The 11,740-nt window shown below is 40.5% G+C and carries 10 protein-coding genes; 7 read left to right on the plus strand and 3 right to left on the minus strand.

Going from position 1 to position 11,740, the window contains the following annotated elements:
* The first annotated feature begins 243 nt into the window (after positions 1–243).
* Together ESV85_RS14845 and rluF are read left to right on the plus strand one after the other, a co-directional pair.
* The gene (locus ESV85_RS14845; protein WP_146918897.1) at positions 244–1,551 is read left to right on the plus strand and encodes a peptidoglycan DD-metalloendopeptidase family protein; all 1,308 of its coding nucleotides are present in this window, start codon (positions 244–246) and stop codon (positions 1,549–1,551) included.
* Positions 1,552–1,923: 372 nt separating this feature from the next.
* Complete coding sequence (rluF, locus tag ESV85_RS14850; RefSeq protein ID WP_146918899.1) at positions 1,924–2,655, plus strand: 23S rRNA pseudouridine(2604) synthase RluF; 732 nt, start codon at positions 1,924–1,926, stop codon at positions 2,653–2,655.
* Positions 2,656–2,846: 191 nt separating this feature from the next.
* Here the strand turns inward: rluF and ESV85_RS14855 are convergent, their stop codons facing one another.
* The gene (locus ESV85_RS14855; protein ID WP_146918900.1) at positions 2,847–3,695 is read right to left on the minus strand and encodes a family 16 glycosylhydrolase; all 849 of its coding nucleotides are present in this window, start codon (positions 3,693–3,695) and stop codon (positions 2,847–2,849) included.
* A 160-nt stretch (positions 3,696–3,855) separates the two neighbouring features.
* On the opposite strand from ESV85_RS14855, the gene ESV85_RS14860 reads away from it, so the two are divergent.
* Genes ESV85_RS14860 through ESV85_RS14880 form a run of 5 tightly spaced genes read left to right on the plus strand, consistent with a single transcriptional unit; the run spans position 3,856 to position 8,272 of the window.
* Positions 3,856–4,230 carry a hypothetical protein gene (locus tag ESV85_RS14860; protein ID WP_146918902.1) on the plus strand — a complete coding sequence of 125 codons (375 nt, stop codon included), beginning with the start codon at positions 3,856–3,858 and terminating at the stop codon, positions 4,228–4,230.
* Between the two features lie 44 nt (positions 4,231–4,274).
* On the plus strand, positions 4,275–5,393 hold the full coding sequence (locus ESV85_RS14865) for a cytochrome-c peroxidase (protein WP_146918904.1): 1,119 nt from the start codon (positions 4,275–4,277) through the stop codon (positions 5,391–5,393).
* A gap of 3 nt (positions 5,394–5,396) precedes the next feature.
* Positions 5,397–6,119, plus strand: a complete 723-nt coding sequence (locus tag ESV85_RS14870; RefSeq protein ID WP_146918906.1) for an MbnP family protein — start codon at positions 5,397–5,399, stop codon at positions 6,117–6,119.
* A gap of 36 nt (positions 6,120–6,155) precedes the next feature.
* Positions 6,156–7,217, plus strand: coding sequence for a cytochrome-c peroxidase (locus tag ESV85_RS14875; protein WP_146918907.1), 1,062 nt, complete (start codon positions 6,156–6,158; stop codon positions 7,215–7,217).
* Positions 7,217–8,272: a hypothetical protein gene (locus ESV85_RS14880; RefSeq protein WP_146918909.1), complete on the plus strand. Its 1,056-nt coding sequence runs from the start codon at positions 7,217–7,219 to the stop codon at positions 8,270–8,272. The genes ESV85_RS14875 and ESV85_RS14880 overlap by 1 nt, the downstream gene beginning before the upstream one ends.
* A gap of 82 nt (positions 8,273–8,354) precedes the next feature.
* Here the strand turns inward: ESV85_RS14880 and ESV85_RS14885 are convergent, their stop codons facing one another.
* The gene (locus ESV85_RS14885; RefSeq protein ID WP_223276008.1) at positions 8,355–10,760 is read right to left on the minus strand and encodes an OmpA family protein; all 2,406 of its coding nucleotides are present in this window, start codon (positions 10,758–10,760) and stop codon (positions 8,355–8,357) included.
* A 2-nt stretch (positions 10,761–10,762) separates the two neighbouring features.
* The gene (locus tag ESV85_RS14890) at positions 10,763–11,737 is read right to left on the minus strand and encodes a type IX secretion system membrane protein PorP/SprF (protein WP_146918913.1); all 975 of its coding nucleotides are present in this window, start codon (positions 11,735–11,737) and stop codon (positions 10,763–10,765) included.
* Positions 11,738–11,740 lie beyond the last annotated feature (3 nt).

Below are 11,740 nucleotides of genomic sequence, written 5' to 3' on the forward strand. Positions count from 1 at the left end.
CTTTTCGGCAATTTCTTTGAGATTTTCACACAAAACCAATCAGTTCTTCAAGAAAAGGCAAAATATCTTAACATTCGAAAGAAATCACCTTTTACGATTTTAAAATAAAATAATAACCTCGTTCTATTCGTTGGTATGATAGTTGGGTAAAGACTATCAAAAGGTTTCCACCTCAAAACTTGGAATAAAAGCCCTTTTTTGTTTCATTTAGTTAAATTTCACCCCCCTTAATAGTAAAGATTAATGAAAAAGACTTGGATAGGAATTGCTGCACTCATTATCACCATAGGAGCAGCATCTTCACTCCAATTTTTCAGCCTGCCATTTCAAACCGAAAAGGAAGCAGAGATTGTTGAACCACCATTGATTGATTCCCTTGCGAATCAGGTTTTTCTCTATGGAATCAACGTCACCGGGCTGAATATTGTAGAAGGTACAGTAAGTAAAAATCAAACGCTCGGATCTATTCTTGCTCCATTCAATGTCCCCTATCAGATTATTGATCAAATCGCCAAGAAGTCAAAGGCTATTTTTGACGTAAGAGGCATAGCCGCCAACAAAAAATTCACAGTAGTAACTCCAGCTGATTCATCTCAGGCTGCATTTTTCATCTACGAACCAAATCCTGCAGAGTATGTAGTCTTCAATCTGGACTCCATTGATATCTACAAAGCAGAAAAACCAGCCGAATATAGAACCAAGGAAGCTGGCGGAATTATCAATTCCAATCTTTCGGCTGATATGACTGGTCTAGGTATTACTTATGATATCATTGATCAGTTTGCTGATTTGTATGGATGGTCTATTGATTTTGGAGCCTTGCAAAAAGGTGATCAGTTCAAAGTGACTTATCAGGAAAAAGTAATTGACGGTATAGTTGTGGGTGTTTCTGATATTCAGACGGCATTTTTTGAGCATAAAGGCGAGCCATACTATGCCATTCCATTTGAGCAAAATGGAGAAGTCACTTTCTTCGACCAAAATGGAGACAGTTTCAAAAAAGCATTCTTAAGAGATCCATTAAAATATTCTAGAATTAGTTCTAGATATAACCTGAGAAGATATCATCCAGTACAAAAGCGCTACAAAGCACACTTAGGTACAGACTACGCTGCGCCAACAGGAACCGATATCCGATCTGTAGGAGAAGGAACAGTAGTAGATGCGCGCTATACTTCAGCAAATGGCAATTATGTGAAAATCAAACATAATGGCACATATACTACGCAGTACCTTCACATGTCAAAAATTGCTAAGGGCATTAAGCCTGGTGCACGCATCAAACAAGGTCAAGTGATCGGCTATGTAGGCAGCACTGGCTTGGCTACAGGTCCACATCTTTGTTTTAGATTTTGGAAAAATGGCAAGCAAGAAGATTGGTTGAGCGAAAAGATTCCACCTTCCGAACCAATTGCTTCAAAAAACAAATTGGCTTTTGAATCGACGAAAGCTGAATACATGGAAAGATTAGCTTCTATTAGACTTCCAGGTGATCCACAAAAATTAGTGGCGGCGACTCCAAAGCCTGCTACTTTACCCAAAGGAGAGTAAAAGACTCTTTTGATAACATACTAGCGCAGATCTCTGGATTTGCGCTTTTTTTAGTTCAAGTCTCATGACTTGGACTTATTTCACTGCAGTCTTCATACTGCTCAAGGTAGACTTGTAATTGAAGTAGATTATTTTTAGAATGATATTGATTGAATAACAAAGTCTAGCTAGTAGAGAAAATCACTTCCACTATCGTTTAAAATTGATTTGTGCAGTCAGGAGACTGCATTGGTTTGGGTCCAAGCCCGCCTGGCGTCGGACAGGTCTGAAGACTTGAACCAATAGAGGTTCCGCTCTCTGCGTAATCCTCTGAGTCCACCGCGGTAAACATCTATTACGTAACTTGCAGCCTTAATCCATTTTCTATTTCCAGTGGAACCAGATCAACAAATACGAATCAATAAATACCTCAGTGAAGTTGGCTTTTGCTCTAGACGAGCAGCTGATAAACTGTTGGAGGAAGGCCGAATCACCATCAACGGTATAGTACCTGAACTCGGTACTAAAGTCGGATCAACTGATGTGGTAGCAGTAGATGGAAAGCAAGTAGGCAAACCTATACAGGCTCATACATATATTGCATTTAACAAGCCAGTCGGTATAGTGAGCACTACTGACACCAAAGGTGAAAAGGATAATATCATTGATTACATCGGACATCCTCAACGCATTTTTCCAATAGGAAGATTAGACAAAGACAGTGAAGGCTTGATTTTGCTGACAAGTGAAGGTGATATCGTGAACAAGATTCTTCGCTCCAAAAACAATCACGAAAAGGAATACATTGTCACGGTAGACAGACCTGTCAATGATGAGTTTGTTCGACTGATGGGTGCCGGCGTTCCTATTCTAGACACAGTCACTAATCCTTGTAAAGTAGAACCGATCAGTAAATTCAAATTTCGTATTATACTCGCTCAAGGTCTCAATAGACAAATCCGCAGAATGTGCGAGCACTTTGGCTTTAAAGTCGTTCAGTTGAAGCGCATCCGAATCATGAATGTGCATTTGGACATCCCTGTAGGAAAATGGCGTGACCTGACTGAAAAAGAAATGGTGGAGATCAATGAGATGGTTTCAGATAGTTCGAAGACTTTTGATTAAGTGGATTTTACAGCTAAAGTCATATTGGTACTTTTTGATGGTCAGGCTGAGCGAAGTCGAAGCCCTGCTAAAATTGTCCTCGACTTCGCTCGGACTAACGCATTTCCGCTGTGCAGCTTCTCTATAAGCTCACTTCTTTATATCATTCCTGTTGTGCTGCTTGTGAAGAAGCAGCATAGCCTAACTCAAATTTACTTCTGATAAACTCGGACATAGTCCACCACATATTCTTTAGGAAATGAGGTTCCGCTTGGATCCCCTCCATTGCCTCCTATCGCAAGATTGAGTAAGATATAATGTGGCTGCTGAAAAGGATTGGAACCATCAGGATTGACTGTTCTGGCTAAATCAACTTCATTGAGTAATTCATCATCAAGAAATAGTTTGATGGACTTATCAGTCCACTCCATTCTCCAAATATGGAATTTACTTGGCCATTCAGGATCCTTTTCCAAGAACTCGGCAAATGGTATTTTGGCCTCATCCCATTTGGCATTGTATTGTCCTTCATCTGCCCAGGCTGCATTGGCAAGGATGGTCGCCTGACTTTTTACACGATAATATTCCATCACATCGATTTCACCATTGGATGGCCAAGGCTTTGTAATTCCCAGAGTCCAGATCGCTGGCCACATGCCCATTGCTGTGTCTATTTTGGCCCGTACCTCCATGATACCATACTGAAATTCATACTTCCCACGTGTATTTATACTTGATGATGTGTACTCGGCAAACTCCCGATTTATCTTCCAATTCTTACTTTCAGAATCAAACCTAGGGTTTTTGATTTGCTCTCTTTTTCCAGTGATGATAAGCCTTCCATCTTCTACTAACGCGTTGGGTTCCTGATACCATTGCAACTCATTATTTCTCACAAAGCCTTTTTCAAAGGACCAAAAAGCTGAATTTACTTGACCATTGGAATCAAACTCATCTTGCCAAACAAGTTTGTAATCTGTTTCCTTTGCGTTGAATTGGGCGAAGACATTAGAGGTAAAAACAAAAAATAACGTTAGGAAAAGAAAACTGTATTTAGTCATTTTTAGGGAAGTGGGGAATGTAGTAAGAGTCAAGATAAGCCCAATCTAGCATTCATCAAAAGCTTTTAACTCATCATTTAAATGATAAAGCCGTATGAATTTTGGAATAAATACTAATAAATATGGTTATAAACTTGATTCTAGAATACCTTTACGCGAAATGCTTAAAAGCACACTCTACATATGGCTTTGCACTGTTCTGGTGATGAACAGTATGGTGTATTCGGTGATCAAAGTGAGTTTCACTATGAATCAGAAATACATCATAGACAACTTCTGTGTCAATACAGACAAACCTATGATGAATTGTGACGGAAAGTGTTATCTCGCAACTAAGCTCAAAGAAGAGCAGGAAAGACAGGGAAACACGCCAGCTTTAACCTTCAGTCAGGACTTCGGGATTTATATTTCAAATTCCGCTTTAAGCTATCTTCATCCTACAAATTCCATCGAGCCTTTTGCTCATGAATCTTTTTACCAAAACTGGTTTGGCCAAACCATCTCTACAGAAATCGACCATCCGCCACAAGCGTGATTTTTTGATCGATAAACCGATTTCTTATTTCAAAATTACAACTCATGCGATTTCAATTCCCTGCTTGGCTAGGGTTGATCTGCGTGTGTGGCCTAGTTTCCTGCGGAAATACTGAAGAAAACCCCATCAGTGGACCTAGTCAGATTTCATTGGATGGACCGGATTATTTTCCGGCCAATATTGCCATGCCCGCCGACAATCCACTAACTATGGAAGGAGTGCAGCTTGGGCGATTGCTTTTCTATGAAAAAAAGCTTTCGTCTGACGGCACAATTTCCTGTGGTTCATGCCATCAACAGCAAAAAGCATTTTCTGACGGCAAGCAATTTAGCTTGGGTGTCAGTGACTCCATTGGAAATATGAATGCTATGTCACTGTCCAATCTTCATTGGCAAAACAAATTCTTCTGGAATGGCCGAGGGGCTTCGCTTGAAGCTCAAGCAGTTCAGCCGATCGAAGACCAACGAGAAATGAATCTTCCAATAGAAGAAGCAGTCAGCAGATTGCAAGCTGACTCTCAGTACCCTAGTCACTTCAAAAGCGCTTTTGGCACGGAAGAAATCACTTCGGATCTCATCGGAAAGGCCTTGGCTCAATTTGAGCGGACGCTGATTTCAGCCAATTCAAAGTTTGATGCCTGGATCAGAAATGACGTTGAACTTACCACTGAAGAACAGTTGGGATTAGAGCTTTTCTTTACACATCCTGATCCGAAACTTCAGCTACGTGGAGGGAATTGCAGTGATTGTCATCTAGGTTTTTTAACAACAGGTGATCCGAATGGATTTAGCGGTTTCCATAATAATGGACTCGATGCAGAAGAAAATCTGCAAATGGGACTGATGAAAGTCACTGGCAATCCTTTTGACAAGGGGAAATTCAAAGCTCCTGGCTTGAGAAACATAGCTCTGACAGCACCCTACATGCATGATGGGAGATTTGGAACATTAGAAGAAGTGCTCGATCACTACAATGATCACATCCAAAATAGCAGTACACTGGATGTGTTGATTTTGGAAGCCAACAATGAGCTTTCAGATGGCAGCGATGCCATAAAGCTGCATTTGAGTGAGGGTGAGAAAAAGGCAATTATCGCTTTTCTCCATACACTTACAGACCAGCAATTTATTACCGATTCAAAATTCTCTAATCCTTTTAATTAAAAAATGAAAAATCTAATTTATACGGCACTATTCTCTTCATTATTGATCTTTTCTTCTTGTAAAGACGAGGAAATTCCTGCCACTATGGCGATGGATCTTACGATTGAACATGTGCTGGACGGCCAAACTTTGGAACTGAATGGAAAGTCTTTTACACTACCGTCAGGCGAAGACTTCACTCCAAAAAAATTCAAGTATTACATTTCCAATGTGGTATTGACCAACTCCCAGACAGGTGAAATGTTTGAGGAAATGGATAGCTACCACCTAATCAGTGAAGACGGAAACAAGAGCATTGATCTGGGAATGATTCCTTCTTCCAATTACGACCAACTTACTTTCTCCATCGGTGTAGATGAAGTAGCGAATGGTAAAACTGACCAGACAGGCGACTTGGACCCTAATTCCGACATGGCTTGGAATTGGAACACAGGTTACAAGTTCTTAGTACTTGAAGGTGAATTCACCAATGCTACTTCAGGTGACAGACAAGGTCTAGTGATGCATATTGGCACCAACGGCAATTTTAAAACAGTTACTCAATCTCTTTCAGGAGTGAGAGCTGGCAAATCAACTTCATTGATGCTTATTTCAAATTTGGATGAGTTATTCAAAGATCCAAATGTACTTCTAGTGAGTGAGTTGGAAAGCACCACGATCATGTTCGGCGAAATGGCAGGTAAGGTTGCCGAGAATTACTCTGAAGGTTTTATTACAGTGAAGTAATCAATATCCCGGGGCCTTTGGTCCCCCGGTATTCCTATGAAAACGTTTTCCAAACTCTTCCTATTTACTGGTTTCATCTTAGCCTGGGCTTGTTCTCCTGAAGAAGATCCAATTGAGCTAGCGCCTGAAATCCATTATTATATTCCTAAGATATCTCATACCCTTCAGGTTGCTGGGTTTCCACAGCCAGAGCGGAATATCACGTCAGAAGAAGGTGTCGCTTTGGGTAAAAAACTATTCTTTGACCCAAATCTTTCTTCTAATGGCAAGGTTTCCTGTGCTACTTGCCATAGCCCAGAATTAGCATTTACAGATGGTATTAACTTGGCTGATCATGGGGTTTCAGGTAAAAAATTGCACCGATCTGCACCTGCTATTTTCAATTTAGCTTGGCAGTCAGACGGACTGTTCTGGGATGGAGGAGCACATGATCTGGAATCGCTGAATTTTGGCCCACTTACACATTCTGACGAAATGGATGCTAACCTCGACGAAGTAGTGACATATCTTGAAAATGACAACGAGTACAAACAGCAATTCGGCCTAATCTTTTCAGAAGGAAGAATTGAAAGTGCACAAGTTACCAGAGCAATCAGCCAATATTTGAGAACGCTGATTTCTCAAGATTCAAAGTATGATCGCTGGAAAGGAAAGGAGGAAGGGTTTACCGAGTTAGAACTCAACGGCTATCAGCTCTATCAAAAAAACTGCTCCAGTTGTCATCGAGAAGGGCTTTTCACTGATAGATCCTTTCATAACAATGGCTTGGATAGCGAATATCCAAATCCACCAGAACTTGAAGGTTTGTACCAAGGAAGGTATAGAATCACATCCAATCCTGAAGATATGGGAGCCTACAAAACTCCTACCCTGCGAAATATTTATTTAACAGCTCCATATATGCATGATGGGAGATTCGAGACTTTAGATGAAGTCTTAGATCACTATCAAAATGGAATTCAGGTTAATGAATCTCTTGCTTCCCAACTTACGAGTGGTATTTCCTTAAGTCAAAATGAACGAGAAGCGCTTATTGCATTCCTCGGTTCGTTGACTGATTCAATATTTATTAAACAACATCATCACCTAACGAACTGATGAAATCTACTTATTATAAAATAATATTGCTTAGCCTAGTCTGTTTTTCATGTCTTGGAATTCAGAAAAGCTATGCCTGCGACAGCTGCAATTTCTTCGAATACAGCCTGCTTCAAAACAAAAGTTACCTGGGCGTTTTCTACAGATATAGAGCATTCAATGACTATAAAAGTTACAGCTCAATATCTACTGCAGCTCAGTCCGTTTTAACTTATCCCCAGCAACTATCTACGAATTTACTTCCGGGCAACTATCCCATAATCATGCATGAGCCCGAAGGAAATAATCTCTATGTGAAAAAATCCAAGGAAGACTTTGAAACCTATCAGACGATAGAAGTCCGCGGCAATTTTACGATTAAAAACAAATGGAACTTCACGGCAGTATTGCCTTATGAGTTCAATAAGGTGTACTATGAAGAATATCTTGACCTTCCTAACCCAAGCCGGGATACTACCCTTTTTGTACAAGGCTGGGGGGATCTGACCTTAGCAGGAGATTACATTTTGATGGTTTATAATCAGAAATCAAGGCATACCATACGTCTGGGAATTGCCATAAATTTACCGACGGGGCAGGCTTTGATTCAATCGGATAATGAAAACCATGATTATTATGACCCCATCATACAACCTGGAAAAAAGGCCTTGGCAATCATACCTAGATTAAACTATCAATGGTTTCTAAACAATCAGGGAATAAATGCTGGAGCCAGCTATCAATTCAGTACAGAAGGTGCCCAGAACTATCAGGCCGGCAAGAGTTTTAATGCCTACGCCATTTACTTTCATCAGGTTCAGGCGAGTGACAAAGTACTTCTCGCGCCTAATGCAGGGCTTTATTATGAAGCTTCAGAGAAGGATCTATGGAATGATGTTAAGCAAAATCTAACTGGAGGAAAAGTAGCCTTTGCTCAAATAGGCCTTGATTTTAATATCACCCAAACTACTTTAAACCTTGTCTATCAGCACCCGATTTGGCAAGATTTAAATGGGAATCAAATACAGCATGCCAGTAGGATAAATGTGGGTATTATCCGGAATTTCAAGCTTTAATCTATTGATGAAACAGACAACAAAAAAGTGGCTGCCATATGGCAGCCACTTTTAGCACTATATTATTCACATCAATAGCGTATTACATTGTATCTACTTTCTTCTTTCTTCCTGAATAAGTAAATGATGATTTTCCTACTCTAAGTTCGGTACGTCTGTTCAACTGGTGCATCGCTTCAGTACAAGTGATTTCATTGCAGTTATTTATCGGCTTGGTCTCTCCGAACCAAGTATCTTCCATTCTATTGGCTTCGATGCCTCTCTTAGTAAGATACGCCTTAACGACTTCGGCTCTACGCTCAGACAAAGGCTTGTTGTATACGTCGTCTCCCCGCTGATCGGTATGTCCTTCAATGTACAGCATCAGATTTGGCATACGCTGAAGCATAATCGCTGTACGCTCCAGCTCCTTCTTATGTACAGATCTTAGCATCGACTTGTCAAAGTCAAAATAGATCGTAGGGATTGAAGCAAGCTCTTTTTGAATATCTTCAAACAAAGTTTCTGGATCACAGAAATTCATATCCTTGAAGCTTTCAGGTATTTCGTATTGCTTACTTGTATCAGGAAAAGCTTCTAGGATCAATTCTGATCTTCTGTTCAACTGATGGTCAACCTCAGGACATGGTACTCCATTTCCGCAATTATTCACCAATCCCTGCTCTCCAAACCATTCTAACCTAATCCTGTCTCCAGAAATATTATGCTGTGCCATGTATTCAGTCACTGCTTTTGCTCTGTTGTTGGAAAGGATAATATTATATTCATCACTAGCTCTAGAATCTGTATGAGAAGCTACCAACAAATCTAAGAATGGATACTTGTTCATCATCTCACCCATTTTATCCAAAACCGGCTTGGCATCTTCTCTGATCTTAAATTTATCAAGGTCATAATACACGATATCTACATGAACTGGCAACTGGTAAGGAATAGCAATTAGTGTATATTCTCTTTTTACCGTGTCTCCTACAAAGCCTTTTGTTGTAAGGCTCTCGTCAGTCACACTAAAATAACCAGGCTTGGAAATCACAATACCAAAATCACTTTCTGGCTCAAGTTCTGCAAGAAGTTCACCAGTCTTGCCCCTTGTGGTCTGCACATTACCATTTTGGGTCTTATCTCTCAACGTAGCCAAGTAGCTATCCGTTATCACCAATCCATCACAATCAATTACTCTAGCAAGGAATTGCTTATACACTTCTTCTATCGTGTATATATCATCCAGTCCTTGTCCACCTGCTCTGTTAGAGGAAACATAAACTTCTGGATTGCCATCTTTGTCTAATATTTCGCGGTATGCAAAATCATCTGCCATCGAGTTGATCGGCATCCCCATATTCTGCACATTGCTAAACTGACTAGCCGTGTAGTTTGATTGGAAAACATCCATTCCACCTACTCCCGGATGTCCAGCAGAACTAAAATAAAATTTATTTCCGTTCCTAAAAGCATGAGATTCATTGCCAGACGTGTTTATTTGAGAACCCAAATTGACTGGAGTGCCAAACGTCATGTTTTCATCGTAGGTCGCATAATACAAATCCGTACCGCCCATTCCACCAGGCATATCAGATGTGAAATAAAGTCGCTTGGCTTCCTCATCCACAAAAGGATTCATTACAGAATAACCTATAGAGTCATTGAACGGTACAGGATAAAACCCTTCCATTGTGCCGTCTGCATTCAATTTGCTATAATAAATCTCAGGCTGAACTACTATATTATCACGCTTCCGAACTTTCTTAATATCTCTAGTCACAGAGTAAAACATGATTCCCTGTCCTTTGTCATAACTAGGATCTGAAAAGTGGTAGGTACCTGGTACATTCGATACTAATTCAGTAATGTTACCTGTAGTATCTTGTCTATATACCGAAAAGTACTCTCTGTCGTTGAAGTCACTTTTCTCTTCACTGAAGTATTTGTTTTTGGCATCTATCCTCAAACTAGGCGTTTCACTTGGATATACTCCACCTCGGTCTGATACAAAGTATTTATTCCCATCTGAATCCACAGATAGATCAAAATCAGATCCTGCAGAATTTAGTCCTTCTGCCGGCTCCAGCTTTACTTTCTTCTTACTTTGAAGTGTCAATAACTTGACTACTCCCAAGCTGTCGGCTGCTACTCCCTTTGCCTCTAATATACTTACAGCCTCATTAAAATTATCTGTCAACTGAGCAGACCTTAGGAAATTGGTATAATCGAAATTTTCCGCTTCATCATAACCTACTGTTGTTTTCCACCACTCATATGACTTGTCGTAATCCCGAATGATATCCTGAGTCTTTGAGATTTTTTTGGCAGTCTCATAGTTAGGCTTCTTCGCATACGACTGCTCATACACTTCTAATGCATGCGTATAATTCATCAGCTTGAACTGTGCGTCGGCATAACGTACCTTGCTGTTTTGAGCATCTGCTATTCCTACGGATCCAAAGATCATCGCTGCGGTAATACTGAGTATTGTAATTGTCTTTTTCATAATCAGAACCATCTTTGGTTTTTCATTACTGCTGTTCTTGGAGTGATATAGTAGCCTACAGAAAGCTCATGAGAGTTGTTCCGATAGTTACTTAACACATTAAGGTTATGGTCATAGGCATAGCCCAGACGTAATCGCTTGGTAGCGTAGATCTCCACAATCGCTGCTACTGCATTGCGACTGTTCAGGTTCTCCTGTAGATTATCATTCCAAATTTTGATGTTACTTCGGTAGGATCCTCCCACCCAAAGCCTTTCCCCAAGCAGGAACATCGCATTCAGATCATAATTGGTCGGTGCACCTTTAACTTCCTTGATCAAAAAGCTAGGCTTGAACTTCACCATATCTCCAAAATCGAAGATTGCTCCTGCGGTCAGGTAATAGTGGAAATCATGATAGGCGAGTGCTACATCTTCTTTCTCCAAAGATTTCTTTCCTACCATATTGTAAACACTGAAACCGGCATAGAACCTGTTTGTATTGAAAAACAATCCTGTATTCAAATTCGGTGCGGTCACGTTAATTCTGCCGTCAGGAATCTGAGAATCAGGATAGTCGTTCGGATCCATCATACTTCCATCTATCGAATACTGCGAGAAGCCTGCGCTTACTCCCAGACCCAAATGACTGTTAGTACCTGTCTGAATCCGATAGGCATAGGTTAATAAGCCTCCCGTAGTTTTTGCAGGTCCTAAATTGTCACTTAGAAAAGAAATACCGAATCCCATCTTTCCTTCGTTAGCAGATAAATCCGCCGTTACAGTGAACGTCTCCGGAGCTCCAGGGAAATTAACCCACTGACTTCGGTAAGTAGACTGAATGTACCCCTCCTGTTTATACCCTGCATATCCTGGGTTAATGTGTAACCCATTAAAGATATACTGGCTGAACTGCGGAAGCTGCTGTCCAAAAGTCCCCCCGGTGGCCAATATGGCCACAAGAAAGGTCATTCCAATGATTTTAAAAGTAGTTTTCATATG

It is taken from the genome of Algoriphagus aquimarinus, from assembly GCF_007997215.1.
GTDB lineage: Bacteria > Bacteroidota > Bacteroidia > Cytophagales > Cyclobacteriaceae > Algoriphagus > Algoriphagus aquimarinus_A.

Bases quoted from the DNA above. Each gene is read 5' to 3' on its own strand.
- ESV85_RS14845 (WP_146918897.1), top strand. From the start codon at position 244: ATGAAAAAGACTTGGATAGGAATTGCTGCACTCATTATCACCATAGGA.
- ESV85_RS14855 (WP_146918900.1), bottom strand. From the start codon at position 3,695: ATGACTAAATACAGTTTTCTTTTCCTAACGTTATTTTTTGTTTTTACC.
- ESV85_RS14860 (WP_146918902.1), top strand. From the start codon at position 3,856: ATGCTTAAAAGCACACTCTACATATGGCTTTGCACTGTTCTGGTGATG.
- ESV85_RS14865 (WP_146918904.1), top strand. From the start codon at position 4,275: ATGCGATTTCAATTCCCTGCTTGGCTAGGGTTGATCTGCGTGTGTGGC.
- ESV85_RS14870 (WP_146918906.1), top strand. From the start codon at position 5,397: ATGAAAAATCTAATTTATACGGCACTATTCTCTTCATTATTGATCTTT.
- ESV85_RS14875 (WP_146918907.1), top strand. From the start codon at position 6,156: ATGAAAACGTTTTCCAAACTCTTCCTATTTACTGGTTTCATCTTAGCC.
- ESV85_RS14880 (WP_146918909.1), top strand. From the start codon at position 7,217: ATGAAATCTACTTATTATAAAATAATATTGCTTAGCCTAGTCTGTTTT.
- ESV85_RS14885 (WP_223276008.1), bottom strand. From the start codon at position 10,760: ATGAAAAAGACAATTACAATACTCAGTATTACCGCAGCGATGATCTTT.
- ESV85_RS14890 (WP_146918913.1), bottom strand. From the start codon at position 11,737: ATGAAAACTACTTTTAAAATCATTGGAATGACCTTTCTTGTGGCCATA.